Source organism: Rhizobium arsenicireducens (genome assembly GCF_964021225.1).
The window spans coordinates 4,173,487-4,197,770 of sequence record NZ_CAXHYK020000001.1 but is presented as its reverse complement, the minus strand read 5'-3'; the positions used below and the strand labels follow the sequence as shown (position 1 = coordinate 4,197,770).

Below are 24,284 nucleotides of genomic sequence, written 5' to 3'. Positions count from 1 at the left end.
GGATCGCGGTGACGTCGAGAACCTTGATTACCAAACTCCGGTCACGCGCAGGCATGACGTCAAAGACCAAAAGCCGCCGATGATCCACCATCGGCGGCTTTGCTTTATGCTGTCGACCCCGTGCAGCTCAAGGATCCCAGCCTGCCCACGAAGACCTCAAGCCCCGCCCGTTCTCGCTTCCGAAAGGAAGAGGCGCGGACAGGGCTCGGGGGGAGGAGCGCGGAAACCTCGCTTAGGCCGGCAGCGCGCCGGATTGCTTGGCAATATGGGTAGCAATTGCGTCCATCAGCGCCGGCGACAACGCATCATAGGGCGGGAGCCCAAGTTCGTTGAGACGCGCGCGGATCTCGCCCATCTTGTCGGGGCTCACCCCGCTCTCGATGACCGACGAGACGAAGGCGGCAAACTCCGGCGGAGACCAGCCGGTCTGGTCGCTAAGTTCGGTATGGACGAAGTCCAGGCCATAGAAGGGATGCTTGGTGTTCTCGATGCGGCCGTACATGTGTGTGCCGCAGTCCTTGCAGGCGTGGCGCTGGATGGTGGCGCTCGGATCGACGACTTGAAGCTTATCGGCGCCGGATGTGACCTTGACATTGTCACGCGAAACGACGGCGATCTGAGCGAAGATCGCGCCCTTCGGCTTCCAGCACTTGGTGCAGCCGCAGGCGTGATTGTGCGCCGTCTGAGAGCTGATTTCGACGGTCACCGGATTGGTCGCGCATTTGCATTTGAGTGTGCCGCCGGAAAAGCCGGGCGTGGCCGGCGGAAAGCCGTTGTCGATGGCCGGATGCAGTTTGATCATGGGTCCCTCCTCCTCAAGTGTGGACGTCTAAAACGTCTTCAGTCGGTGACAGGATCGGAGCAAATCAGGCGATCGGCAACATAGCGGAAAGTGGCGGTTTTTGTCGCGGTCGCGGCGTTCCAGCGGAAGCGGCGACTACCGGCCCCGCGCGCGAAGCAAGGCGCGGGCCGGATCATAGCCCCACACCGCCGCCAGCATGAAGACGACGAAGCAGCCTGAGACCCAGGCCAGCGCCTCGAGGTTGAGTTGGCCATAGAGCGCAAAGCGGATCAGCTCCACCGCATGGGTAAAGGGGTTGTAGGCCGAGATGTCGCGCAGCAGCGGCGAGCTCTCAGCCATCTTCCACAGCGGATAGAGCGCCGACGACAGGAAGAACATCGGGAAGATGACGAAGTTCATCACGCCGGCGAAATTCTCCAGCTGGCGAATGGTCGAGGAAATTACCAGGCCAAACGCACCCAGCATCAGGCCGCTCAGCAGAAGCGCCGGCAGCACCGCGAGATAGCCCAGCGGCGGCAAGTCGATACCGGTCAGGGCCGCGAGCCCTAGGAACACCATGACCTGCACGATCGACACAATGACCCCGGCAAGCAGCTTGGAGAAAAGCAGCCACCAACGCGGCAGAGGCGAGGTCAGCAACAGCCGCATCGAGCCCATTTCCTGGTCGTAGACCAGCGAGAGCGACGACTGCATCCCGTTGAACAGTTGGATCATGGCGCAAAGCCCAGGCAGGATATAAACCTCGTATGTGATGTAGGTCTGGTAGGGCGGAATGATCGACACGCCGAGCGCGGCGCGAAAGCCGGCGGCAAACACGATGAGCCAGACGAGCGGGCGCACCAGCGCGGCAAGGAAGCGTCCGCGCTGCCTTACGAACCGCAGGTTTTCCCGGGTGATGATGGCGAGGAGCGCGGTCAGCCATGCTTTCATGCAACGGCCTCCGTACTTTCGGCGGTCATGGCGAGGAAGGCCTTGGCCAGGCTGCGATCGCCGGCCAGTTCGGCCGCAGGACCGTTGCTCAACACCCGGCCCCGGTGCAGGACCACGACCTGATCGGACATGGCGATCTCGTCGACCAGATGCGTTGCCCAGAGCACGGCAAGCCCGCTCTCGGCAAGCTTATGCACATGGTCGGTGATCGCTTGCCGCGAAGCGGCATCGAGCCCTACCGTCGCCTCGTCGAGCAGCAGGATTTCCGGTTGATGCACCAGGGCGCGGGCGATCTCCATCCGCCTGCGGTGTCCACCGTTCAGCGCGCGCACCAGTTCGTCGGCGCGCTCGGCCATACCGAGCTGTGCCAGTGCGCGGTCTATGGCCATGGCGGCGGAACGGCCGGACAGACCGTGAAGCCCGGCGAAGTAGCGCAGGTTGCGCCGCACCGTCATGTCCAGATCGAGCGTCGGCTGCTGGAACACGACACCGATCCGGGCGAGCGCCGCGCGTGGCGAACGGGCGATGTCGAAGCCTGCGACATTGATCACTCCCTCGTCAGCAACGATCAGCCGTGTCAACAGGGCAAAGAGCGTCGACTTGCCGGCGCCATTCGGGCCGAGCAAAGCACAGAACCGGCCGGGCTCGACATTGAACGAGACATCGTCAAGCGCCTTGCGTTCCCCGTAGCGAAAGCCGACATGGCTGATTTCGAGACCCTTCATGCCATGCCCTCCCGCTTGCCGGGCGATGGGTTCGCTGCATCAACGATCGTAGCCGGTCGGCCGGCAAGCCTGAGAGTACGCCTGGCCAGCCGCTTCGCCTCCGCCTCGGAATGGGTGACCAGGATCACCGTCGGGCCGGTTTCCCCAATGAGCGCCTCGGTCAGTGCCAGCATCTCCTCCGCCGTCTGCGGATCGAGCGAGACATAGGGCTCATCCATGACAAGAAGCGCGGGACGCCCGGCAAAGGCGCGCGCCAGCGCCAGTCGCCGCTGCTGGCCGAGGGACAGCTGGCCGGGGAAGAACCCGGCCTTGTCGGCGATGCCTATGCGATCGAGCGCACCTAGCGCCGCCCGGTCCCCAAGCGTCGGGTGCACCAGCGTCAGGTTCTGGAGGACGCTGCGCCAGGGCAAGAGTACTGGTTCCTGGAACACCATGGCGATGCTCGGCGGCCGGACGATCTCACCCTCAAAAGCCTCGTCAATGCCAGCGACCAGCCGGAGCAGCGTCGACTTGCCGATCCCCGAAGCCCCGAGGATCGCAACCGTCTCACCATCCGCCACTTCGAAGCGAATGTCGCGCAGGATCTCCGTCTGGCCAAATGCCTTGCGTCGGACATCGATCTTGATCATGCCGTCCTCCAGGCCCGCGCTCGGCGCTCGAGCGGCTGCAGGATCAGGGCCTCGACGATCAGCATGACGATGATGAAGGTCAGCGAATAGACCAGCACCATGGCAACATCGAACAGCTGGAAATAGAAGTGGATCTGGAAGCCGATACCGCTTGAGCGGCCGAGGAATTCGACCACCAGAACAATCTTCCAGATCACCGCGATACCGGCTCGGGCCGCGCCGGCGATATAGGGCGCGAGCTGCGGAACGACGACATGACGCAAGCGCGCCAGCGACGACATGCGATAGACCTTGGCCATCGCATCGAGATTGGGATCGAGCGCGCGCGCACCCTCGCGGATCAGCGTGGCGACATTCGGGATCTTGTTGAGTACCACCGCGATGATCGCCGCCGTCTCGTTGAGCCCGATCCACAGATAGCACAGCACGATCAGCACGAGCGCCGGAAGGTTGAGGAACACTACCAGCCAGGGATCGAGCCAGCGGTCGAAGGCCGGAAAGCGTCCCATGAGGAAGCCGAGCGCCACGCCGATCGCCATGGCCGGCACGAAGGCCATCACCACACGCCCAAGCGTCATGGCGAGATGATAGGGCAGTGCTCCAGAGCCGGCAGCCCGGGCAAACGGCTCGCCAAGCGCCCATGGCTGCGGCAGGATGCTCGGATCCGCCGTCAATGCCGCCGCACCGATCCAGACCAGCAGGAGCGCGCCAAGGGATAGCGCGCGAACGATCGACGGATGACGGGCGAACTTACTCAAGATGCAGGAACACTCCCTCCGGAAGCGTCGTCGCCTTGCCGACGAGTTCTTCGCCACCAAGTTCGGCCATCAGCCGCAGAAAGCGATCGGCAGCCGCCTCGTCGATCGGCTTGCCGCTCGGAATTCCCGCTCGATAGCCATCGCGCAATGCGACGAATTCGACGTCATCCGCCGCATTCATCATGCCACGCAAGCCCTCCCAGGCTTTGTCATCCCTGCGCAGCAATTCCTTGGCGGCGACCGAAGCCTTGTAGAGCCCCTGCGCAACTTCCGGATGCGCCTTGACGAATTCGCCCTTCAGCACATAGCCCAACAGCGGCGTATCGGGGTCGAGACCGAGCTCGGTCGCGGCATCCGAGACCGTCACCAGATCATGCATACCCTTGGCCTTCATCTTCGCAAGGAAATGCCAGAAATTGATCACCCCCGCCATCTCGCCGGACAGTCCCGACTTGAAAATCAGTGGCGGCGCGGCGAACACCTGCTCGGTTTCCTTGGCGAGGTCCATGCCATATTTCTTCGTCGCATAAGCACGAAGGATCAGCCAGCTCTTGTCGAGTGGCCCACCGGCAATCCCGATCTTCTGACCCTTGAGATCTGGAAGTGCCTTGACCGGGCTATCGTCCTTGACGACGAGGCCGCCGACGGCGCGCGAATAGGGAATGAAGACATAGTCCTTGCCCGCCGCGCGCTGGTAGGCGACCCAGATCCAGTCAGCCACCATCGTATCGGCTTCGCCGCCTTCAAAGGCAACGCGCGTCGCCCCATTGTCGGCATAGTCCTGTACGGTCATCTCGAACCCGTTCGTCGTATCGAACGCGTTCGCCTTGATCGTGGAGATTTCCCAGTTAACTGTGCCGGACGCCAGCATTGCCGCCCGTAGCTTCGGCAAATCCTCGGCCATGGCCGGCGCCAGGCCGAGCGCCAACAAACTCGCCGCCAAGAACCGTCCCAGTTTACCCATCGCTCGTCCTCCCGCGGCTTGCCGCCGCCTTTCCGCCCTTTATCGACCGACTTTTACACGGTTCCGACGCCTTGCGCCGGACGGATCGCCTATTCCTTGCGCTTCTCTGCGACCGTCAGGTCAGCATTCAAATCCATGTCATACTGGCCATCGGCGCAAAACACGTCATCGAGTTCAAAACCATCGCCGTCGGCCTCAATATTGGATGGGTCGACCTCGCATTGCATGGCCGCCAGCATATCCTGGATCGCCTTTACCTTATCAGCCGAAACCTCTTCAGCCGAGGCGGCGAAGGGCAACGCCAGAATTGCGGCAAAAAGCATGGACTTCGTTATGCTGTTTCTCATTGTCGTCATCTTCCTCATCCCTCTGTCAAAGTTGGCTTACTGAATGGAAATCGTGATCTTCTGGCTGTCGCTCGTGGTGTTCGGAATACGAACATCGTAGGTGCCGGGCTTGATCGCGATGAACGACAGGGTCGCCACGCCCGCCTGGTCGAATTCAAGGCTGTCAATCGCCATCGGGCGCACTTCGATCCCGTTTATGACGATCTCGTTCATCCAGATCGCGCGAAAAAAAGATGCTCCGGTGATCCCAAGCTCCGCCGAACCGTCCGCAGTGATCTTCATCTCGTAATAGGCACCGGACTGCAACGCCACGTCACCCTTGCCGAGCGGCTGGCCTGACGCGAGGGTGACCTCGATCGGCTCGCCGCGATTGCATTTGGCCAGAAGCCCGGCAAAGCCAAGCTTGTCGCAAAGCGGTGCTGCCTCGGCCGGAACCGCAGTGAAGAAATTTGTCAAAGGAACCATCGCCAGTGCGGCAAAGGCAGCGATAAGAGTTCTGCGCATCGAAAATATCCTCCCAAAATCGTTTGATCTGCAAATGGTCAGTTCGGCGCGACGACCACTCCCCAAGGCTGCTCGCCGACGGGAACGGAGCGAATGACCTTCTCAGCCTTCACATCGATGATGCTGACATCGTTGGAATTGCCGTTGGTGACCACAAGAAACTCCTCGCCCGGGGTGAACGCCATCTGCCAGACGCGCTGACCGACCAGCAGATAGTCGAGCACCTCATCAGTCTTGCCATCGATCATCGCGACACGATTGGCGGGCCCGAGCGCGACGAAGACCCGAGAGCCGTCGCTGGTCGCCTTCACGCCAACCGGCTGCAGCCATTCTGGCAGAACGCCCGGGACCTCGAAAGTGATCTTCTTATCGACCTTCGGTGCGTCCGTGCCGAGATTGATGACGGAGACCGTGCCGCCGATCTCGGCGCTGACATAGAGTTTCTTGCCGTCGGCGGCAAATTCGGCATATCGCGGCCTTGGGTCGACCAGAACATTGTGGACGATCTCATAGGTCGCGGTATCGATGAAATGGGCCATGTTGGTGGTTTCGGAGGTGTTGATCAGTGTCTTGCCGTCTGGGCTCACGGCAACACCCTCCGGCTCGACCCCGACCGGGATTTCCGCCAGAACCTGATAAGTCTTGACATCAACAACCGTCACCAGATTGTCGTCCTCGTTGGCGACATAGAGCGGATTGCCCGAAGGATGGAGCGCGAAGAGCTCAGGATCCGGGCCCGACGGCAGTGTGCGGATTTCCTTGTAGGTCTCCGGATCGAAGACACGCACGGTGTCGTCATCCGACGCGCAGACATAGAGTTCCTTGCCGTCCGGGCTAATGGTGATGCCGCGCGGTCGGTTGCCGGCGGGAAACTCGGCGATTTTCTCCCACGTATTGCTGTCGAGCACGGTCACCGTGTTGCCGCGCTCATTGCTGACAAACACCTTGTTCGCTAAGGCGGGACCGCTCGCGAGAAGGGCGGCGGGCAGGATCATCCAGGCGTATTTCAGCATTCTATCCTCCAAAGGCACGGCAGGCGGTTTCGGGTGCATCCGTGCCCAGTGTGTCGAGCGGCGAATACTGGTGCAGGTAGCCCTCCTGCGGTGAGACGGAGACGGTGATACGACCGTCGCCGAGCAGGATCGGCTGGCGCAGCTGGCCGTTCCAGGATCTGAAAGTCAGTTTCTGCCCCTTGAAGGCAGCGATCTCGAAATCCTTCGACAGCAGGAAAGACCGGATCGAGGCGGCATCCGCCTTTCCGGACCGCGTTACGGCCTCGCCGATAACCCGCATGGCAAGCCAGGCCTGGTAGTCCTCGTCACGGGCGCCACGCCCCGTCAGCTTCTCGAACCGGCGCTGGAACTGGGTGGCGCCCCAGGATTCATGTGCCTGGTGCCAGCTCAGCGGCATCAGGCCGGCCGAACCCGCGACCGGACGGGGATCCCAGGAATGGTAGGGCAGATAAGCCGCGAACACGTCGGTCTCGTCGGCAGCGACGGTCACATCATGCTCCTTGGCCTCCTGCATGAAAACGGGAATCTGCTTCTGGACCAGAACATGGCCGGTATCAGTGCGCCGCGCGCCGCCGGTGTCGACGAATTCGCGTTCCTCGACGATCTTCGCACCAAATTTCGCCGCCGACTTCCGGTAACTTTCGGCCAGCAGCTTGTCTTCGGGATGCGACCCGTGGACCAAGAATAGACGCGACCATTTCTTCCACATCAGGAATTGCATAACGCTGTCGGTGATCATCTGGCGGCTCGGCGACACATGCAGGACATTCGCCCGGCACTCGGCGTCGCGCAGCGCCTCGTCGCGCGCCCCGGCATTGATAAGAAGCACATCCGGCCCCGCCCGATCCGCCAGCGCTTTCAGAGTCTCTCCGTCGGAAAGCACAGCAATCAGCTGAACACCCTCGGCCTTCAGCGCGTCGAACGCCGCCTCTGCCTCCTCAGGCGGCACGGCCCTGGTGATCAGCTGATAATCCATGCCAGTGAAGGCACCCGTCGTGCGATTGTCCTCGTTGCCGAGCGAGGCACCGGCAAAAGCGAGATCGGCCGGTGCAACGTCGAGCCGGGAAATCGGCGGCAGCTTGACACGATCGACGCGCAGCACCGCGGTCTTGACCTCGACGGCCCACGCAGCCTGGGCTGTCATCAAGGCGGCGCAAAAGAAGGCGAGCGTAAGCCGCGCGTTTGACATCGTCGGAATGACCTCCCAATCTTCCTGACACATCCTAAGGTGGAGAGTAGCAGCGGGGTTTGTGGCACGAAACCGATACTTATGGATCGTGGCATGACCGTCCCGGTGTGTTTAGGCTTTACCGCATGCAGCGTGTTTTGATATTCCTCGTGGTATTGCTGATGCCCGTGCTCGCGCTTGCGGCGCTGGACAAGCCGCTGATGCCCGCCGCCAAGGTTGCTTTTCTCGGCATCACCTTTATCGATACCTCGACAGAGGGCGCCTATGACGGCGAGCGCCCGGATCAGACGGCCCGCACCCGCCTTTTGGAAGAGACGACGCGACAGCGCTTCCGCGACGAAGGCTTCGTCCTTCTCGCCAATGATGCGATCGCCGAGGAACTCGCCCGCACCACAAATCCCGCCGATTGCTATGGTTGCGAGTTGCGCATGGCCGAGCGCCTCGGCGCCGACTATGTGCTCGTCGGCGAGGTCCAGAAGGTTTCCAACCTGATCCTGTCGATGAACATGGTGCTCACGGAGGTGAAATCCGGGAAGACCCTGCGCGCGCTCGCCGTGGATATTCGCTCGAACACGGACCAGAGCTGGCTGCGCGGACTCAATTACATCTTCAAGTACCACTTCTTCAAATCGTGAGGAGACCCATGCGACAGCTTCGTAATTTCCTGCTGACATTCTTTCTCTTCGTTCCGGCGATAGCCTTCGCCCATGGTCCCACCAGGCAGAAGGTGACAACGGCAGTTGACGTGAAGGCGGCGCCAGCGGAGGTTTGGGCGGTGATCGGCAATTTTCAGGACATGAGCTGGCACCCTGCGGTCTTCTCGACGACCGGCGAGGGTGACAATACGGTCGATGCCACGCGCGTCCTGACCCTTGAGAAGGAAGGCGGCCCAACGATTTCGGAACAGCTCTACAAATATGACGCAACGAAGATGACCTATTCCTATCGTATTACCGAGGTGGATGTCGCCGTGCTGCCGGTTACCAACTATTCGTCGCACCTGACCGTCACGCCCACGGCGAGCGGCGGATCGCATATCGAATGGCGCGGCGCGTTTTATCGCGGTTATCCGAACAACGAACCACCGGAAAACCTGAACGATGCGGCAGCCATTGCCGCCGTCACGGCGGTTTACAAGGCAGGCCTCGATGCCCTGGAAGCAAAGTTCGGCAAGTAAGACAGCGCTGATGTGTGTTGTCGCGGCTCTCCTGGGACCGCGCGGCGCCACGGCGGATTTTGCCTATGTGACGAACCAGTCCTCTAGCGACCTGAGCGTGATAGACACCGAGCGGATGACCGAAATCCGACGTATTTCGGTACCTGGAATGCCGGCGGGCGTGGCGGTGTCGCAGAAGCTGGATGCCTTCTTCACGGTCAGTCCCGACAGCAGAACGATCCGCCGCTACGGACTCGATGCCGTGCATCCGACGATCGAGCGCCAACTGGACGGGGGCCCGATCGGCGTCGCTATCGACGAGCGGCGACGCAGGATCTTTGTCTCCGACTGGTACAATGCGCGGGTGTGGGTCCTGTCGGCCGACGATCTGACCTTCGCGACGACCCTTCAGACTGGCAGTGCGCCGGCCGGTCTAGCGCTCTCACCGAATGGCCGGTGGCTGGCCACAGCGGATCGCGATGCCAATCAGATGTCGATCTTCGATGCGTCCACACTCACGCTCGCCCACCGAATCACCGTCGGCGAACGCCCGTTCGGACTGGCCTTCGCCCCGGACGGTCGCGCCTTTTCCGCCGACGTCGGTAGCAACACCGTGACCGCCGTCGATCCCGAGGATGGGCGCGTTTTGGGCAAGATCGAGACCGGCGAGCGACCCTACGGCATTGCTTTCGCGCAGGGGCGCGGATTTGTGACCAACCAGTATGGGGACAGTGTAAGCGTTTTCGACGCAAAGACCTACGCTGCGGTCGCGGTGATCGACGTCGGCGGCTATCCAGAGGGTATCGACACGACAACGGATGGGCGGCAGATCGTGGTCGCCAATTGGGATTCCAATACCCTATCGATCATCGATGCAAAGAGCCTGATGGTCGTCGGCGAGGTCGCGACCGGCGATGGCCCGCGCGCCTTCGGACTGTTTCTGGCCGGCAGAGCGCTAAAGGAGTAAAGCCATGCTTGCACGTTTGTTGGCCCGGCGGACAGGACCACGTCTGACGCTTGCATTGGGATTGACAATCAGCCTTGTTTATCCGGCGGTAGCCGGCGCCGAAGAACAATGGCCCGGCATCCGTGAACACCTCTATGGCGCACGTCTGATCGAGGCTGGAGAAAGGATGATCACGCTCGACGTGCCCTATCGCTCCGGCAACGACGCAAGGACCGTCATCGGCGCAACCCTGATCGCCCCTGCGGGCCGATCTATCCGAACCGTGACCCTGGTGCTGGACGATAACCCCATGCCTGTTTCGGCCGTTTTTCGTTTGGCTCGTCCCATGACGCGCTTTGCCTTCGAGGCGACGCTCCGGATCAACGGGCCGACACCCGTGCATATCGTGGGCGAACTGGACAATGGTGTGCTGCAGGCAGTCCAAGGCTTCGTAAAAACCTCGGGCATGGGAGCTTGCTCGGCCCCGCCGGGGAGCGATCCGAAAGCAGCCCTCCAGACCCTCGGTAACATGGAAATCTCGATCAATGATCAACGCGGCGCCAGCGACGACGTCCTGCTTTCCGGCTTTGCACGGCTACGAAACCAGCAGGTGTCAATGAACCTGAAGATCAGCCATCCCAGCCATTCCGGCATGCAGAGGGACCAGATCAGCCTGCTGTTCATCCCCTTGCGTTATGTCGAGACGCTGGAGATCGACCTTGATGGACACCGATTTGCCGAGGTGACCGGCTCGATCTCTCTCAGCGAAAATCCAGAGATCAACCTGTCGATACCCGCATCAACCCAGGTAATCGATGTGACAATGACCGATACGGACCGAACGGTCGCCCGCAAGTCGCATAGGCTGACGAGTTATTGACCAGGCTCAGGCTCGGGTTGCAACTCTACCGTCGGATGGCCGGCCGCAGCCCAGCCTTCACTGCCTTCCGGATACCAGTAGACATGGAGATAGCCCAGTTCCAGCGCCCGTTTGGCCGCGTTCCAGGACATCCAGCAGTCAGGAAGGCAGAAGAACAAGACCGCCTTTTCCTTGTCACCATCAGTCGCCTTTTCGACGCCGGCGCGAAAATAGGAGAGCGTGACGTCCGCCAGCTTACCGTAGCCGGTATTGGGAAGCCAGATCGCGCCCTCGATCGAGACGCGCGGCTTTTCGTTCCACACCGTGCCTTCGGGCAGGTTGGCCGGCTTCGGCTGCCGTGGCAGAACATCAATGAAAGCGGCCTTGTCGCCTTGCCATAACGCATGCGCTTCAGCGGTCGAGACCACCGTTGCGCCGGAAAGGGTTACCGGCACAGGGGCACGGTATTCTTCTTCTCGATAGGCGGCGGGTTCCTCGACAGACAGCAAGGCGCCGCCCTGGTTACTGACAGCCGTCTCCTCTGCCGCAAGGCCCGCCGGAGCAAACCACAGCACCAAAGCCAAGAGCGGCCGCACAACATTCATTTTCCCGTCTCCAATGGCGCCGTCCCCATGTCATTGAGAAGCGGTACGCCGGCATCGGTCAGGATCGTGTTGATCTTTGCCTGGTTCCGGCGGATCAGCGAATCGAGCTTGCGCTCCCAGACCTTCTCGCCCTGCCTGACCCCCATGGTGATGCGGTAGAACATCTTCGGCGGCAGAGGCTCGGAAAGCAGCGGTACGACCTTGAGACCTGGATGGCTCTGCTTGACCAACGGCCCACCGATCGGCCCCCAGAGGATGGCCGCGTCAATTGTACCCGCCTCGAGATCGGCCAACATATCGCCCGCCGGATCCTCATAGCGTCGATCGACCATTAGGTCGTAGCCCTTCGCCTTTGGCAGCAGCCCATGGAGGGCCAAATGAGTGGCCGGCGGGCTGCCGGCTACCACGCCGATCCGTTTGTCTTTCAACGCCGGGTCGCCGATCGTGGTAACCTCCGCAAGCGGGCCGTCCATAGGCACGATCAGGACATAGCCCGATGTGTAATAATGGTTGGTGTTGAGCACCATCTCGTCGCCTTGGGCGTAACCGATGACGACATCGCAATTGTTGGCCTGCAAAGTCATGCGGACAAAGCCGGTTGCCATCGGGAACCAAGTATACTCCAAGGGCAGCTTGAGTTCCGCCGCCATCAATTCGGCAATCTTGTTTTCAAAGCCCGCCTCGGATTTGTCGGACAGGGGCATGTTGGCCGGATCGGCGCAAACCCTGAATGCAGTTTTCGAAACCAGGTCCGAGGTCTGGGCTGCCGCAGGCACTATACTGCTTGCGGCGAGCAACAGCCCGGTCAGGATCGTCAGTGTCCTAAGTGCCAAGGCAATCGGCCTCCGCTTGCCGGATCGCTTCATGCTTCGCCTCCTTCTTGGCCGGCCGTCCACGCGGAACGGCCTCGGTGCCGCGTGCCTTCAGATAGACGTAGATATCGTCAAGATAGCACATGACATTTGCATTCTGGCCAAATGCGGGCATCACCGAGTTTTCGGCGGCATTGACCTTCCTGCGCCCATTGGTGACCACATCGACGAAGTCATAGTAGTCCATGGTGATAGCGGATGTCTTGAGCGCCGGTGCATAGCTCGACCCCTCGCCTTCCGGCCCGTGACACACATGGCACTCGGAATGATAGCGACGGAAGCCGGAATAGGACAGCCAGTCAATCGTGCCGTCAGGCGCAACATTGTAGGTCGGTATGCCGTCGGCGGTATAGTAGCGCCCGTCCTCGTTGGAGGCGGCGGTAATGTTGTCGACACTCTCCGTGTCCTGCGCCGTGGCGGTGCCGGCTAGCGCTGCCAGGATAGCGAGCGTGATCGGTAAAGCTGATGCTGGTCTGGTCATAGTTCGTCCTTTTGGGCCTTGAGAACGAACTGGCGCGGGTCTTGATCGCCCGCGCCAGTCACCTGAGCGAAGGCTGCCGTCAGTTCGGCAGCGAGAAGACGGTCAGCGTGCCGCCGAGGGCGGTATAGTCGCTGAGCGCCGCATAGCCGCCGACCGCACCGAGGCCTTCGGTGGGATTGGTGAGGCCGGCTGCGAGACCGATACCGGCCCAGCCGCCAACACCGGAGAGCACGGCCACATACTGCTTCCCACCATGGGTGTAGGTCATAACGTTACCGATGATGCCGGACGGGGTCTTGAAACGATAGAGCTCCTTGCCCGTCTCGGAATCGACCGCCTTCAGGTGCCCTTCGAGCGTGCCGTAGAAGACCACGTCACCTGCAGTTGCCAAGGCACCGGACCAGACCGAGAACTTCTCCGGCAGAGACCACTTGATCTTGCCTTCCTTGTTATCCCAGGCAATGAAATTGCCCATGCCGCCATGGCTGCCTTCCGGCGGATACATCGACAGCGTCGCCCCGACATAGGGCTGCCCGGCCGTGTAGCTGACCCGGAAAGGTTCATAGTCCATGCAGACGTGGTTGGTCGGCACATAGAACAGCTCGGTCTTCGGCGAATAGGCCGCAGGCTGCTGGTCCTTGGTACCGAGGGCGGCCGGGCAGATTCCGGTCGTGTTGACGTCCTCACCGTTCTGTGCGGTGGAATACTCGGCAACAACCTGCGGACGGCCATACTGGTCGGAATTCGGATCCATGACGACTTCGGTTGCCCAGTTGACGACCGGGTCATACTTTTCCGCCACCAGCAGTTCGCCCGAGACGCGGTCAAGCGTGTAACCGAAGCCGTTGCGGTCGAAGTGCGTCAGAAGCTTGCGTTCCTGGCCGCCAAACTCCTGCTCCGTCAGGATCATCTCGTTGATGCCGTCATAGTCCCACTCGTCGTGCGGCGTCATCTGGTAGAGCCACTTGGCCACACCGGTATCGGCATCACGGGCGAAGATGGTCATGGACCAGCGGTTGTCGCCGGGGCGCTGTGACGGGTTCCAGGTCGACGGGTTGCCGGATCCGTAGTAGATCAGGTTTTCTTCCGCGTCGTAGGAATACCAACCCCAGGTCGTGCCGCCACCGATCTTCCACTGGTCACCCTCCCAGGTGTTCAGCCCGGAATCGGCACCGACAGGCTTGCCGAGATGGGTGGTCTTCTCGGGATCGATCAGCGTATCGCTGTCGGGACCCATCGAATAGCCGCGCCACAGAAGCTTGCCATCGGCGATGGAATAGGCCGTGACGGAGCCGCGAACACCGAACTCACCACCCGAGATCCCGACGATGACCTTGTCCTTGACCGGCAGAACGGTCGCGGTGTTGGTCTCGCCCTTCTTGGGATCGCCGTTCTTGACGCTCCAGACCACCTTACCGGTCTTGGCATCGAGCGCTACAACCGTAGTGTCGGCCTGATGCAGGAAGATCTTGCCATCGGCATAAGCGACGCCGCGGTTGACGGTGTCGCAGCACATCACCGGGATGACGTCCGCGTCCTGTTTCGGTTCGTACTTCCAGACGATCTGGCCTTCCTTGCTCAGATCGAGCGCGAAGACCGTGTTGGGGAACGGCGCATGGACATACATCATGTCCCCGATCACCAGCGGTGAACCTTCGTGACCACGCAGAACACCGGTCGAGAAGGTCCAGGCGACCTGCATCGTGCCGACATTGTCCTTGTTGATCTGGTCGAGCTTGGAATAGCGCTGGTTGGCGTAGTCGCCGGTCTGGATGACCCACTGGTTAGGGTCATCAATTAGTTTTTGCAGGTCCGGATTGGCGAGTGCGCCCTGCGCACCGCCCATGGACATCACGGCAAGCAATGTGAGAAGTCGTTTCATTTCATCCTCCCGTTAAGTGATACCGATCAGGGTTTCCACCCTCTTCGCCCGGGAAAACCTTGCGGTCTCCTCCTCCCGGAATCGGCTCTGCGAATATCCCCCAAGATCGCGACACGGAAATCCGTAGCCCCGATCCCATTTCCTTGCTGGTCCCTTTCTCCCTCCTTTAAGTGCGTCAAGACTGACTGTCGAAGGCGCAATTCCGCGCCGCTCTATTCCGGACAGATCGCATGGACGCCAAGCCAGCCGGTGCCCCGCGCGTTTAGGTCAGGCAACTCTCATCCGTTCGGCGTGCCAGCGCACGTGGTCCTCGCCGAAGCTCGCGACGAAATAGTAGCTGTGGTCATAGCCGGCCTGCATGCGCAGGACGCCGGGCTGACGCCGCTCCACGATCAGGTTGGCCATTGCCTCGGGCCGCAACAGATCGAGAAACTGGTCGGTGGCCCCCTGATCGATCAGGATTTCGCCGGCCCAGCCGCGCTCGGCGAGAAGGAGACAGGCATCGTAGTCCACCCAATGGGCCTCGTCGTTACCCAGATAGGCCGAAAACTGCTTGCGTCCCCAGTCAGAGCGCGTCGGATTGACGATCGGCGCGAAGGCTGACACAGAACGGAACAGGCCCGGATTGCGAAAGGCGATGGTCAGAGCACCATGTCCGCCCATGGAATGGCCGGTAATGCCGTGAACCCCACTGAGCGGTTGCTCGGCCATGAGTAACGCAGGCAGTTCCGTGACGATGTAGTCGTACATGCGGAAGTGCCTCGACCAGGGTTTCTGGGTCGCATTGACATAGAAGCCCGCCCCTTGCCCAAGGTCATAGGCCTGATCGTCGGCAACCCCCTCGCCGCGCGGCGAGGTGTCTGGAAAGACAAGAGCCAGGCCTTGCTCTGCCGCATGGCGCTGCAACCCCGCCTTCGTCATCGCATTCTCGTGCGTGCACGTCAGGCCCGAAAGGTACCAGAGCAGAGGCACCGGTCCCTTCTCGGCCTGCGGCGGCAGGTAGAGGCCAAAGGTCATCTCGCTATCGCAAACCTCGGAGCGGTGTCGATAGACCGATTGCGTGCCGCCAAAGCACTTGTTTTGCGAGACGAGTTCCATCGGCGCGCTCAATAAACCACGACGCCGCGGATGCTCTCACCCTTGTGCATCATGTCGAAGCCCTTGTTGATGTCGTCGAGCGGCATGGTGTGGGTGATCATCGGGTCGATCAGGATCTTGCCGTCCATGTACCAGTCGACGATCTTCGGCACGTCGGTGCGGCCGCGCGCGCCGCCAAACGCGGTGCCCATCCAGTTGCGGCCGGTGACCAGCTGGAACGGACGCGTCGAGATCTCCTGGCCGGCACCCGCCACCCCGATGATGATCGACTTGCCCCAGCCGCGATGCGAGGATTCCAGCGCCTGGCGCATCACCTTGGTATTGCCGGTGCAGTCGAAGGTATAGTCGGCGCCACCGATCAGGTCGCCGTTGCGCTTGGTCAGGTTGACCAGATAGGGCACGATGTCGTCGCCGACCTCCTTCGGATTGACGAAATGCGTCATGCCGAACTTTTCGCCCCATTCCTTGCGGTCGTTGTTGATGTCGACACCGATGATCATGTCGGCACCGGCCAGCCGCAGGCCCTGCAGCACGTTGAGACCGATGCCGCCGAGGCCGAAGACGATCGCGGTCGCGCCGATCTCCACCTTGGCGGTGTTGATCACCGCGCCGATGCCGGTGGTGACCCCGCAGCCGATATAGCAGATCTTGTCGAAGGGTGCGTCCGGGTTGACCTTGGCCACCGCGATTTCCGGCAGCACGGTGAAGTTGGAAAAGGTCGAGCAGCCCATGTAATGGTGGATCTTGTCCTTGCCGATCGAAAACCGCGAGGTGCCGTCCGGCATCAACCCTTGCCCCTGGGTCGAGCGGATGGCGGTGCACAGATTTGTCTTGCGCGACAGGCAGGAATAGCATTCGCGGCATTCCGGCGTGTAGAGCGGAATGACATGGTCGCCCTTCTTCACCGAGGTGACGCCCGCTCCGACGTCGACGACGATGCCGGCACCCTCATGGCCGAGAATGGCTGGGAACAGCCCTTCCGGATCGGCGCCCGACAGGGTGAAATCGTCGGTATGGCAGATGCCGGTCGCCTTGACCTCGATCAGCACCTCACCGGCCCGCGGGCCTTCGAGATCGACTTCAGTCACAACAAGTGGTTTTCCGGCCTCTACAGCCAGAGCAGCGCGTGTGCGCATGGAATGCCTCCCGGAATCTGCGTTATTGAATGCCGGCCTTTTCCAGCCTTGAGGTCAGATTACAGACCCGCCAAGCGCACTGACAATTGCGACCTTAGTGTGTAAATCACCACCTTTGGCATCATCCTCCGTTTCCCTATACTGATCCAAGCAGGAGGAGGAAATTCATGATGAAAGCGGTAAGCATAGCGCTTTGCCTGGCGCTCGCACCCGCCCTTGGCGTCGCGGCGGATTTTTCAGATCCGGACTGGCCCTGTATCCAGCGCAAGGTCGAGAAGTTGTCGGCGGGCTTGATGTGGCCCCACCCCGTAACCAGAGTTGATCTGACCCCAGAGGCGGAGGAGCTTGCGGCGGTGCTGGCATTGCGCCGCGTGAGCCTGGAAGAAGCGGAGACCCATGTCCGCACCTTCCTCGAAAAGCAGGCCGCCGATGAACAGCTTCTTGGCAGCATATTCTACACCGTCTTCGACAAGCTCTCCAGCGATCGCCAGCGTCTGCTCGGCGGCATTGCCCGCTACTCGCGCAGCCAGATCGCGCTGTCGGAGAAAATAGATGCGGAACGAATCGAAATGGCGAAACTGACCGCGGAAAATGCGCCCGATTTTGATCGCATCGACAAGCTCGCGGAAGAAATGGACTGGAACGAGCGCATCTATCTCGACCGTTCGCGCGCGCTGACATATGTCTGCGAAACCCCCGTGCTGCTCGAAAAGCGTGTCTACGCCGTCGCGCAGCTCCTGCTGAAGCACCTGCCTCAATGACGACGGCCCGCTATTCCCATTCGAGTTCGGTAAAGGCGACCGTGGCATTGCGCGGATTGTAAAGGTCGAACAATTGCCAATGACCGGCCTCGCCCGCGCCGATGACCGCGGTAGCTCCGCTCAGCGTCAGGCCCGCTTCCAGGGCGGCGCGGGTGTCCGCCTCGAGCACGCCGAGATACCGGCCAAGAGGTTCACGCCCCTGGGGCCAGGCCAATATTGGTCCGCCGTGACCGGGCACGACCCGGTGCGCAGAGATCTGCGAAAGATCGTCGAGCACCGCCCGCCACCCCTTCAGCGAGCCATCCAATGCCGGAGCATGTTCTTGAAACAGAAGGTCGCCGGCAATCAGCACTCCGGTAGACTGGTCGACCACCGTGAGATCCGTTGCGGTATGCGCCGTCGGCCAGGCCTGAAGTGCGAGCACGCGCGATCCAAGGTCGATGCTCTCGAACGCAGCGACGGTCCGGTCCGGCGCGATGATCCGGCTGCCGAGGAAGCTATGTGAGCCGATCAGCCGGCCGAAGCTTGTCTCATAACTGCCGGCCCGGTCGGCCAGCGCCCGCGGCAGGTTCTGCTGCCCGACAATCTCCGCACCCGCCTCGCGCAGTGGCTCGGCGCCGAAGACATGGTCCGGATGCATGTGGGTGAGGATCAGATGCGAGATCGGCCGGTCGCTCACAGCCCGGATAGCGAGATAGACCTGCTCCCCCACCTGACGTGAGCCACCGGAATCGATGACGGCTATGCTGCGTTCGCCAATAATGAAGGCGATATTGGAGACATCGCCAGCGTTCTCTGAATCGGGTTCCGCGATCGCGCCTCGATGAATGAAAAGGCCTGGCCCCGCTTCGACGAAAGCGAGATGGGGCCGCGGCCGGAGATCACAAAACGGGGCCTCGGCATTGGTCCGCGTGAGCCAGGGGGGCGGATTGGCGACCACCGCAGCCTCGCATTCAGACGGGTCCTTCGATGCATAGCCCGGCAGCAGCGCCGTCCGGCAGTTCTGTTGCGGCGCCGCGCCACCTTGCGCATCGCCGGATGCCAACATGCAAATTGCCACGAACGCTTCGAACACGCCTCGCCTCCGCCGCCCTCGAACAAACCCGATCTTCAGCCTGCGGCGGCAGCGTCAGCCCCGCAACACATCCGAAAGGCTCGGTTCTGCGCACCGGCCACAAGGCGTATAATTTATTCTTAGACGGTCGGACGCTGCGTCCGGCCGTTGGAAGAAGGGACTTACCATCATGCGTCAGGTTCTTGCCGGATTGTCTTTCTTGCTAGCGGCTGGGCTGGCTGTCGCCGAAGAGGTTGGCCCCGACAATCCTCTCATCGAAGGCGCGACCTGGCAGACGATCAGGGATGCCATCGCCGGCGAAGCGCCGCTGCGCGACGGCGCCGCCCTGTTGACCGTAACAGCCCCCTATCGCGCCAACGACGCGGCGACCGTGCCCGTGACCATAGAGCAGAAGGACGCAGGCGCCGATCCAATCCGGGCGATCAAGCTGGTGATCGATGAGAACCCGGCACCGCTCGCTGCCGAGATCCGCTTCGGCCCGGCGATGATGCCGCTGAAGTTTGAAACCCGGGTACGGGTCAACCAGTATTCAAACGTCCGCGTGATCGCCGACACCGCCAGCGGCAGCTACATGACCGGGCGTTTCGTCAAGGCGTCCGGCGGATGTTCTGCACCGGCGACCAAGGATCCGTCAGCGGCACTCGCCGGCATGGGCGAGATGCGGCTCAAACTGTTCGACACAGCTCTCGCGGACCAGAGCGCGAGGCGCGAAGCGCAGATCATGATCCGCCACCCGAATTATTCCGGGCTGCAGCGCGACCAGATAACTCAGCTCTTCATCGGAGCGCATTTCATCACCGAACTCGAAGTCCGCCAGGGCGAGAATTTGCTCTTCGCACTGGAAGGCGGGATCTCAATCAGCGAGAACCCGGTTTTCCGCTTCAGCTATCTCGACGACGGCTCGCCCGATTTCGTGGTGCATGCGGTCGACACCGAGGGCAATGTCTTCGACCGCACCCTGCCGAAGCGCCCCCCGGCGTAGACTTCACTGAGCGATCAGAAGCAGAGCATCTCGGCCTCGGCCTGGGCGCGCCTGAGCTCCGCAACCATGGTCTGCGAGACGACCGCCGTCTTGAACATGGAGAGCCGCTCGCCGCTTCCTTGCTGCAAGGAAAGCACCGTTTCAGCCTCGACATATTTTTCGTAAGGCAGGATCGAAGCGATGAGGTCGATCGAGCAGGCACATTTACGCAGAGCTTCGCGGGTCTGTCCGTTGGTTGCCATGCAGCCGAAGACATAGTCGGTGCGCGCTTCGGTCGGATAGTCGTTCAACCGCTCGGGCATACCCTGCCCTCCGGCTGAGCTAGCCCACATCATAGCGACGAAATAGAATGCGACCCGTCTCATGGCTTCTCCTTCCCGCCCTGCGTCAAGGTGATGGCGTTGGAATAGCCGATTTCCGCAGGGCCCGCCCCTTCCGGAACGGTCGCCTTTAATGAATAATACCAGCCGGGAACATCCTCCGAAACCGTAACGGCGAGCGCAAGTTCTGCAAACCGCCCCATCTGGCCGCGTGCCTTGTCCTTTGCGAAGGGCCGGAGCGTCACTTGGCTCGCGGCAACGTCACGATTGCCGACACGAACCGAAACCGGCACGATCTCGGCATCCTTCAGCAATGCCTCCTTGATGCGGTTGCGCATGTAGAAGGGGCTCCCGCCGGACTGCTTGGCGATATCCGACACCGCGCTCTCGAGGAAATACATGATCAGCGGATTGCCGACGGAGGCGGGAAAGGAACCGATAAGTCGCATCTGAGGCCCGCGATGCAGGATCAGGGCCGCTTTGTCGTCTGAAGTTACCTGCAAGCCGATCGTATCATTGTCGCCCGACTCACCCGTCTTGAGGGGGGAGACGATCCGATCATAGACGAGAGTATCCATGCCTTTCTCGCCTTGCGCCGGCGGAGGCGAGGCAGAAAGACTTGAGAGTGCTGCCTTGCGGAACAACAGATCGTAGGTTTCGGCGGCCGAAAGCGGCGCCGCTGACCAGCCGAGCATTACGAGAAGAAGCAGAAAGACACGCATCGCAAACCTCCCATTTTTTCGCGAGCCTAGTCCCCTGAACACTTTAGTCACCGCAGACATTGGTCGGTATTGGCTCAGGCCGCACGGCCGCGTGTCTGCCAGTCGATCAATGCCCTGAGCCGCACAAGCTGCACGGGCTTGTTGAGAACGGTGAACGACATGTCGCTGGCAAGCTGCAGAAGCTCGCGCTCACGGTTGGCCGATATGATGACCGCAGGTATCTCCTCGCCGGCCATGGCCCTCAAGGTGCGGATCGTCTCAATGCCCGTATCGTCCTCGTCCAGCTGATAATCTGCGAGCAGGATGTCAGGAGGCGTACCGATTTCCTGCATGAGCGCCACGGCCTCCGCCGTCGAACTTGCCGCAAGCACGCTCGCACCCCAGTTCTCCAGCTTCTGGGTCATGGCGTTGAGTTCGTCGGCATCATTCTCGACCACCATAACGATGAGATCGAGGCTGCCCTCGGGCACGGCCTCTGAGGCGGACCTCTCGCCGTGACCGACATATCCGGCAGCGGCGAGCGGCACTTCGATGGAAAACATGGAGCCATATCCCGGTCTGGACTTGAGAGTTACCGCGTGATCGAGATGCCGGCAGGCACGTTCGACGATCGACAGGCCGAGGCCCATGCCCGTACCCTTGCCGCCGACACCGCGGGTGAATTCCTTGAACACCCGCGCCTGATCCTGCTGCGAAATTCCGATGCCCGTGTCCCATACCTCGATGCGCAACCGGTCTTCTGCCAGCCGGCAGCCGACCAGCACTCGGCCACGTTCGGTATACTGGATGGCGTTGACCACCAGGTTCTGCACACAGCGCATCAAATAGCGCTGGTCGCTGGTCACCCATCGCGTCGATGGCAGGATGGTGAGCTTGATACCCTTCTCGACCGCCAGCGGCGCCAGGTCTTCCGCCAGCCCCTGGAGCATGCTGCCCAGATTGAAGGACGTCACGTTGAATTCGGCGCCTGAACTGTCGAGACGCGAGATGTCGAGGAGGGCCTGTAGCAACGTCTCGATCGAGTTGAAGGATCGATTGAGACGGTTCACCACCTCCTTGGCTTCGTCCTGCTCGACCGTTTCGGTGAGGGTTGAAAGATACAGCTTTGCGGCATTGATCGGCTGCAGCAGATCATGGCTGGCGGCGGCGAGGAAGCGGGTCTTGGATACGTGGGCCGCCTCCGCCACCTCCTTGGCCTGCCGCAGCGCACCCTCGATCTTCGTCTGCTCGGCCGCGTGCATCTGCAGCAGCCGGTTCGCTTCGGTCAGTTCTGCTGTCCGCTCCTGCACGCGCCGTTCGAGAAGAGCCGCCGCTTCTGTCTCGGCGGTAACGTCCATGATCGAGACGATGAAGCCGCCGTCTGGAAGTGAATGGACGCGTATGTCGAGGCTCATGCCGTCGCGCCGGCGAAGCCGCTGCCGGATCGTCTCGCCGCGCCGCAGGGCTTTCAGCCACCCCGAAACCTCGGGCCCCTGGGACCTTCTGTCGAGGATCTCATGACGCTGGATGTGCTCGACGATGCGCTGGAACCGCGTTCCTTTCTTCAGCAACGGAAGGGGAATGCCCAGCAATTCCCCGAACCGCCCGTTGCGAACCAGCAGTTCACCGCTAAGAGAAAAGGTGCAGACACCGAGCGACATGTGGTCGAAGGCCGCCTGCAGCAGATGCGCCTGCTGGTCAATCAGGCGATTTTTCTCGCGCCGATTCTCTCTGACCAGATCGGTGATCTCGGTCTGCAGCACGGCCATATTGTCGGAACTGGTTTGGCGGTAAGAAATCTGGAACCAGCGATCGTTGCGCAGCGCCATGACGAAGGAGGAAAAACGCTGGCCGGAAGGCCCCTGCGCAGTCAAGGTCGGACGCGCTTGGGCGTTCAATCCATCGCCCTCCTCCCGGGCCAAATACCGGCTGGCATTGACCGCCGCGAGATAGTCGTCGAAGCCCAGGCCTGGCTTGATTAGCGGCTCGACATCCGGCAGAAGCTGGCGAAACTGGGCATTGCAGACCTGCAGCTTGTCCTCGGAAAAAAGCGCAAAGCCGCCTTCCATGGCAACCATTGCGTCGGCCAGATTGCGCTGAATGCGCTCCTGCGCCTGATAGGCGATCTCAAGTTCGCTGGACGCCCGTCCGAGCGTATCGAGTGCCTTCTCCAGATCCTTGGTCTTTTCCCAGACTTCCGTCTGCAACGCGATAGCCGACTGGAAGAGCGAATAGGCGGTACCGCCAACCTCATGGCCGCGCTCAGCGCGGTTGATCAGCGCTTCGATGATCTTCGCCTGCTTGGCGATCTGGATCTCATGGGAGTCGTTCGGGTCGATCACAGCGGCGCGCTCCCCCTCGGGCGAAAGAAGGCGACGCCGACGAAGGTCTGGTTCACATGCACGCCGAGATGCTGCTCACCATAGGTGCTGAAGCCGATGACGCGGCGTTCGCGGAACCGGTCGGAGGCTTCGGCGCCCAGCCCCTTCCGGTCGATCTCGAGCTTGCGAAGATAGCAGTCGAAGCCAAGAATGAAATCCGGCGCCTCCCCCTGCCTGTCGGTGACGGTCAGACCGGTGTCGAGGGTGCGGATGATCTCCTTGCCCCGGCCGAGCGTCAGCAGCAGTCCATCATCGATCGCCGACAGAAAGGTCAGGCCATTCTCGCCATGGATCTGCTGGATCGCTCTCACGTGATAGATATTGCCATTGCGCACGAGAACCGGATTTTCGGCAAAAATCGTCGGCGAAAGTGCATCGACGGGAACCTTGACCAGCCGAGCGTATTCGTCCGCCGCGGGAGAACCGTTGATCTCCAGAACCAGCCGTTCCTCGGGTATGGCCTTGGTGACGACCATCCGGCTCTCGGTCGGCTGGAAATGGTCGAAGCCCAGACCGCAAAAGGCGAGATCCGTCTCGAGCAGGAGCAGCAGCGCCGCGTTGCTGTGGAATTCCCCATTGCGCAGGACCTGTGTCCGCTCGAACCGCAGGCCGTCACCGGCGGAGCCGCCGAATACCGGAATGTCCTTCAATCCAGCTTCCAGAGCAGCAACCAGGATGTCCTCCTGCTTGGAAAGCCCGTCAGCGAAAATCAGGGCCAGTCTCTTGCGCCCGGGCGTCGCTCGAAACTGCTCAGCGAGTTTTTCGGTCTGCTGCACCACCTCGGCAATCGACACTGGCGAAATGGGGACGAACAATGTGGAGGCGACGCGGAAGTGGTTCCGCTCGAAGGCAAGCGCTACCAGGGCGTCGTCTTCATAGCCGCGTGGCGTGATCTGTCCCGCGGTCGTGCAGCCGAAGACGACGGCATCCGGAAGAGCAGCAGGCAACGCGTCGGCGAGGCCTTCGGGGGAAAGCCGGTTCGGCACGAAGAGCAGAACGAAGCTCGGGCGGGCATTCTCGAGCTGGCGCCGGATGTCGGCAAGCGCCACGGCCGGATCCTCCGCGTGGGAAACGGCGATCCGTACCGCCTTCGCCGGGCGGTGGTCCAGGTCTTCCAGGGCCGCCGCCGCGCTGCTGCCCGCATGGGCAAGACCCGACAACACCTGAG

General features: G+C 61.5%; 27 protein-coding genes. 6 read left to right on the top strand and 21 right to left on the bottom strand.

The window, feature by feature from the left end:
• Positions 1-232: 232 nt before the first annotated feature.
• From gfa to ACWPVA_RS20470, 10 genes are all read right to left on the bottom strand, one after another.
• Positions 233-802, bottom strand: coding sequence for an S-(hydroxymethyl)glutathione synthase (gene gfa / locus ACWPVA_RS20515; protein WP_454289422.1), 570 nt, complete (start codon positions 800-802; stop codon positions 233-235).
• A gap of 135 nt (positions 803-937) precedes the next feature.
• Complete coding sequence (locus ACWPVA_RS20510; RefSeq protein ID WP_454289421.1) at positions 938-1,732, bottom strand: ABC transporter permease; 795 nt, start codon at positions 1,730-1,732, stop codon at positions 938-940.
• Positions 1,729-2,457: an ABC transporter ATP-binding protein gene (locus tag ACWPVA_RS20505; RefSeq protein ID WP_454289420.1), complete on the bottom strand. Its 729-nt coding sequence runs from the start codon at positions 2,455-2,457 to the stop codon at positions 1,729-1,731. Before ACWPVA_RS20505 ends, ACWPVA_RS20510 begins: the two co-directional genes overlap by 4 nt.
• Positions 2,454-3,086 (bottom strand): ABC transporter ATP-binding protein, encoded by a 633-nt coding sequence (locus ACWPVA_RS20500; RefSeq protein WP_454289419.1) that lies wholly within the window; start codon positions 3,084-3,086, stop codon positions 2,454-2,456. The genes ACWPVA_RS20505 and ACWPVA_RS20500 overlap by 4 nt, the downstream gene beginning before the upstream one ends.
• Entirely contained in the window at positions 3,083-3,844 is a 762-nt protein-coding gene (locus ACWPVA_RS20495; protein WP_454289418.1) for an ABC transporter permease, read from the bottom strand. The genes ACWPVA_RS20500 and ACWPVA_RS20495 overlap by 4 nt, the downstream gene beginning before the upstream one ends.
• Complete coding sequence (locus ACWPVA_RS20490; protein WP_454289417.1) at positions 3,837-4,808, bottom strand: ABC transporter substrate-binding protein; 972 nt, start codon at positions 4,806-4,808, stop codon at positions 3,837-3,839. Before ACWPVA_RS20490 ends, ACWPVA_RS20495 begins: the two co-directional genes overlap by 8 nt.
• Positions 4,809-4,897: 89 nt before the next feature.
• Positions 4,898-5,131 carry a hypothetical protein gene (locus tag ACWPVA_RS20485; protein WP_454289416.1) on the bottom strand — a complete coding sequence of 78 codons (234 nt, stop codon included), beginning with the start codon at positions 5,129-5,131 and terminating at the stop codon, positions 4,898-4,900.
• Between the two features lie 60 nt (positions 5,132-5,191).
• A complete protein-coding gene (locus ACWPVA_RS20480; protein WP_454289415.1) occupies positions 5,192-5,659 on the bottom strand; it encodes a hypothetical protein in 468 nt (155 codons plus the stop codon).
• A gap of 38 nt (positions 5,660-5,697) precedes the next feature.
• A complete protein-coding gene (locus tag ACWPVA_RS20475) occupies positions 5,698-6,672 on the bottom strand; it encodes a YVTN family beta-propeller repeat protein (protein ID WP_454289414.1) in 975 nt (324 codons plus the stop codon).
• A 1-nt stretch (position 6,673) separates the two neighbouring features.
• Positions 6,674-7,861: an ABC transporter substrate-binding protein gene (locus ACWPVA_RS20470; protein ID WP_454289413.1), complete on the bottom strand. Its 1,188-nt coding sequence runs from the start codon at positions 7,859-7,861 to the stop codon at positions 6,674-6,676.
• A 125-nt stretch (positions 7,862-7,986) separates the two neighbouring features.
• On the opposite strand from ACWPVA_RS20470, the gene ACWPVA_RS20465 reads away from it, so the two are divergent.
• Genes ACWPVA_RS20465 through ACWPVA_RS20450 form a run of 4 tightly spaced genes read left to right on the top strand, consistent with a single transcriptional unit; the run spans position 7,987 to position 10,843 of the window.
• Positions 7,987-8,496 carry a DUF3280 domain-containing protein gene (locus ACWPVA_RS20465; protein WP_454289412.1) on the top strand — a complete coding sequence of 170 codons (510 nt, stop codon included), beginning with the start codon at positions 7,987-7,989 and terminating at the stop codon, positions 8,494-8,496.
• Between the two features lie 8 nt (positions 8,497-8,504).
• On the top strand, positions 8,505-9,038 hold the full coding sequence (locus ACWPVA_RS20460) for an SRPBCC family protein (protein ID WP_454289411.1): 534 nt from the start codon (positions 8,505-8,507) through the stop codon (positions 9,036-9,038).
• Between the two features lie 10 nt (positions 9,039-9,048).
• Positions 9,049-9,984: a YncE family protein gene (locus ACWPVA_RS20455; protein ID WP_454289410.1), complete on the top strand. Its 936-nt coding sequence runs from the start codon at positions 9,049-9,051 to the stop codon at positions 9,982-9,984.
• A gap of 4 nt (positions 9,985-9,988) precedes the next feature.
• On the top strand, positions 9,989-10,843 hold the full coding sequence (locus tag ACWPVA_RS20450) for a quinoprotein dehydrogenase-associated SoxYZ-like carrier (RefSeq protein WP_454289409.1): 855 nt from the start codon (positions 9,989-9,991) through the stop codon (positions 10,841-10,843).
• On the opposite strand, the gene ACWPVA_RS20445 is transcribed toward ACWPVA_RS20450, so the two are convergent.
• The 6 genes from ACWPVA_RS20445 to ACWPVA_RS20420 all read right to left on the bottom strand — a co-directional run bounded on the left by ACWPVA_RS20445 (position 10,837) and on the right by ACWPVA_RS20420 (position 16,896).
• On the bottom strand, positions 10,837-11,427 hold the full coding sequence (locus ACWPVA_RS20445; RefSeq protein WP_454289408.1) for a PQQ-dependent catabolism-associated CXXCW motif protein: 591 nt from the start codon (positions 11,425-11,427) through the stop codon (positions 10,837-10,839). The two genes, ACWPVA_RS20450 and ACWPVA_RS20445, sit on opposite strands and share 7 nt — an antisense overlap.
• The gene (locus ACWPVA_RS20440; protein ID WP_454289407.1) at positions 11,424-12,293 is read right to left on the bottom strand and encodes a substrate-binding domain-containing protein; all 870 of its coding nucleotides are present in this window, start codon (positions 12,291-12,293) and stop codon (positions 11,424-11,426) included. The genes ACWPVA_RS20445 and ACWPVA_RS20440 overlap by 4 nt, the downstream gene beginning before the upstream one ends.
• Entirely contained in the window at positions 12,250-12,780 is a 531-nt protein-coding gene (locus ACWPVA_RS20435; RefSeq protein ID WP_454289406.1) for a c-type cytochrome, methanol metabolism-related, read from the bottom strand. Before ACWPVA_RS20435 ends, ACWPVA_RS20440 begins: the two co-directional genes overlap by 44 nt.
• 79 nt (positions 12,781-12,859) lie before the next feature.
• On the bottom strand, positions 12,860-14,662 hold the full coding sequence (xoxF5, locus tag ACWPVA_RS20430; RefSeq protein WP_454289405.1) for a lanthanide-dependent methanol dehydrogenase XoxF5: 1,803 nt from the start codon (positions 14,660-14,662) through the stop codon (positions 12,860-12,862).
• A 267-nt stretch (positions 14,663-14,929) separates the two neighbouring features.
• Positions 14,930-15,760 carry an S-formylglutathione hydrolase gene (fghA, locus tag ACWPVA_RS20425; protein WP_454289404.1) on the bottom strand — a complete coding sequence of 277 codons (831 nt, stop codon included), beginning with the start codon at positions 15,758-15,760 and terminating at the stop codon, positions 14,930-14,932.
• 8 nt (positions 15,761-15,768) lie between these two features.
• Complete coding sequence (locus ACWPVA_RS20420) at positions 15,769-16,896, bottom strand: S-(hydroxymethyl)glutathione dehydrogenase/class III alcohol dehydrogenase (protein WP_454289403.1); 1,128 nt, start codon at positions 16,894-16,896, stop codon at positions 15,769-15,771.
• A gap of 167 nt (positions 16,897-17,063) precedes the next feature.
• Between ACWPVA_RS20420 and ACWPVA_RS20415 the strand changes: the two genes are divergently transcribed.
• Positions 17,064-17,657 carry a hypothetical protein gene (locus ACWPVA_RS20415; protein WP_454289402.1) on the top strand — a complete coding sequence of 198 codons (594 nt, stop codon included), beginning with the start codon at positions 17,064-17,066 and terminating at the stop codon, positions 17,655-17,657.
• A gap of 10 nt (positions 17,658-17,667) precedes the next feature.
• On the opposite strand, the gene ACWPVA_RS20410 is transcribed toward ACWPVA_RS20415, so the two are convergent.
• Positions 17,668-18,732 (bottom strand): quinoprotein relay system zinc metallohydrolase 2, encoded by a 1,065-nt coding sequence (locus tag ACWPVA_RS20410; RefSeq protein WP_454289401.1) that lies wholly within the window; start codon positions 18,730-18,732, stop codon positions 17,668-17,670.
• A gap of 169 nt (positions 18,733-18,901) precedes the next feature.
• Here ACWPVA_RS20410 and ACWPVA_RS20405 point away from each other — a divergent pair, with 169 nt between their 5' ends.
• Entirely contained in the window at positions 18,902-19,714 is an 813-nt protein-coding gene (locus tag ACWPVA_RS20405; RefSeq protein WP_454289400.1) for a quinoprotein dehydrogenase-associated SoxYZ-like carrier, read from the top strand.
• Positions 19,715-19,728: 14 nt separating this feature from the next.
• Here ACWPVA_RS20405 and ACWPVA_RS20400 read toward each other — a convergent pair whose 3' ends face one another.
• From ACWPVA_RS20400 to ACWPVA_RS20385, 4 genes are all read right to left on the bottom strand, one after another.
• Positions 19,729-20,079: a hypothetical protein gene (locus ACWPVA_RS20400; RefSeq protein ID WP_454289399.1), complete on the bottom strand. Its 351-nt coding sequence runs from the start codon at positions 20,077-20,079 to the stop codon at positions 19,729-19,731.
• On the bottom strand, positions 20,076-20,756 hold the full coding sequence (locus tag ACWPVA_RS20395) for a hypothetical protein (protein ID WP_454289398.1): 681 nt from the start codon (positions 20,754-20,756) through the stop codon (positions 20,076-20,078). Before ACWPVA_RS20395 ends, ACWPVA_RS20400 begins: the two co-directional genes overlap by 4 nt.
• A gap of 74 nt (positions 20,757-20,830) precedes the next feature.
• Positions 20,831-23,077, bottom strand: coding sequence for a PAS-domain containing protein (locus ACWPVA_RS20390; protein ID WP_454289397.1), 2,247 nt, complete (start codon positions 23,075-23,077; stop codon positions 20,831-20,833).
• A complete protein-coding gene (locus tag ACWPVA_RS20385) occupies positions 23,074-24,279 on the bottom strand; it encodes an FIST N-terminal domain-containing protein (protein WP_454289396.1) in 1,206 nt (401 codons plus the stop codon). Before ACWPVA_RS20385 ends, ACWPVA_RS20390 begins: the two co-directional genes overlap by 4 nt.
• Positions 24,280-24,284 lie beyond the last annotated feature (5 nt).

What these genes read in the sequence shown, in the direction of transcription:
- ACWPVA_RS20420 (WP_454289403.1), bottom strand. Translation starts at nt 16,896, where the DNA reads ATGCGCACACGCGCTGCTCTGGCTGTAGAGGCCGGAAAACCACTTGTT.
- ACWPVA_RS20460 (WP_454289411.1), top strand. Translation starts at nt 8,505, where the DNA reads ATGCGACAGCTTCGTAATTTCCTGCTGACATTCTTTCTCTTCGTTCCG.
- gfa (WP_454289422.1), bottom strand. Translation starts at nt 802, where the DNA reads ATGATCAAACTGCATCCGGCCATCGACAACGGCTTTCCGCCGGCCACG.
- ACWPVA_RS20490 (WP_454289417.1), bottom strand. Translation starts at nt 4,808, where the DNA reads ATGGGTAAACTGGGACGGTTCTTGGCGGCGAGTTTGTTGGCGCTCGGC.
- ACWPVA_RS20500 (WP_454289419.1), bottom strand. Translation starts at nt 3,086, where the DNA reads ATGATCAAGATCGATGTCCGACGCAAGGCATTTGGCCAGACGGAGATC.
- ACWPVA_RS20510 (WP_454289421.1), bottom strand. Translation starts at nt 1,732, where the DNA reads ATGAAAGCATGGCTGACCGCGCTCCTCGCCATCATCACCCGGGAAAAC.
- ACWPVA_RS20435 (WP_454289406.1), bottom strand. Translation starts at nt 12,780, where the DNA reads ATGACCAGACCAGCATCAGCTTTACCGATCACGCTCGCTATCCTGGCA.
- ACWPVA_RS20480 (WP_454289415.1), bottom strand. Translation starts at nt 5,659, where the DNA reads ATGCGCAGAACTCTTATCGCTGCCTTTGCCGCACTGGCGATGGTTCCT.
- ACWPVA_RS20475 (WP_454289414.1), bottom strand. Translation starts at nt 6,672, where the DNA reads ATGCTGAAATACGCCTGGATGATCCTGCCCGCCGCCCTTCTCGCGAGC.
- fghA (WP_454289404.1), bottom strand. Translation starts at nt 15,760, where the DNA reads ATGGAACTCGTCTCGCAAAACAAGTGCTTTGGCGGCACGCAATCGGTC.
- ACWPVA_RS20450 (WP_454289409.1), top strand. Translation starts at nt 9,989, where the DNA reads ATGCTTGCACGTTTGTTGGCCCGGCGGACAGGACCACGTCTGACGCTT.
- ACWPVA_RS20470 (WP_454289413.1), bottom strand. Translation starts at nt 7,861, where the DNA reads ATGTCAAACGCGCGGCTTACGCTCGCCTTCTTTTGCGCCGCCTTGATG.
- ACWPVA_RS20440 (WP_454289407.1), bottom strand. Translation starts at nt 12,293, where the DNA reads ATGAAGCGATCCGGCAAGCGGAGGCCGATTGCCTTGGCACTTAGGACA.
- xoxF5 (WP_454289405.1), bottom strand. Translation starts at nt 14,662, where the DNA reads ATGAAACGACTTCTCACATTGCTTGCCGTGATGTCCATGGGCGGTGCG.
- ACWPVA_RS20395 (WP_454289398.1), bottom strand. Translation starts at nt 20,756, where the DNA reads ATGCGTGTCTTTCTGCTTCTTCTCGTAATGCTCGGCTGGTCAGCGGCG.
- ACWPVA_RS20405 (WP_454289400.1), top strand. Translation starts at nt 18,902, where the DNA reads ATGCGTCAGGTTCTTGCCGGATTGTCTTTCTTGCTAGCGGCTGGGCTG.
- ACWPVA_RS20485 (WP_454289416.1), bottom strand. Translation starts at nt 5,131, where the DNA reads ATGCTTTTTGCCGCAATTCTGGCGTTGCCCTTCGCCGCCTCGGCTGAA.
- ACWPVA_RS20445 (WP_454289408.1), bottom strand. Translation starts at nt 11,427, where the DNA reads ATGAATGTTGTGCGGCCGCTCTTGGCTTTGGTGCTGTGGTTTGCTCCG.
- ACWPVA_RS20415 (WP_454289402.1), top strand. Translation starts at nt 17,064, where the DNA reads ATGATGAAAGCGGTAAGCATAGCGCTTTGCCTGGCGCTCGCACCCGCC.
- ACWPVA_RS20505 (WP_454289420.1), bottom strand. Translation starts at nt 2,457, where the DNA reads ATGAAGGGTCTCGAAATCAGCCATGTCGGCTTTCGCTACGGGGAACGC.
- ACWPVA_RS20455 (WP_454289410.1), top strand. Translation starts at nt 9,049, where the DNA reads ATGTGTGTTGTCGCGGCTCTCCTGGGACCGCGCGGCGCCACGGCGGAT.
- ACWPVA_RS20400 (WP_454289399.1), bottom strand. Translation starts at nt 20,079, where the DNA reads ATGAGACGGGTCGCATTCTATTTCGTCGCTATGATGTGGGCTAGCTCA.
- ACWPVA_RS20465 (WP_454289412.1), top strand. Translation starts at nt 7,987, where the DNA reads ATGCAGCGTGTTTTGATATTCCTCGTGGTATTGCTGATGCCCGTGCTC.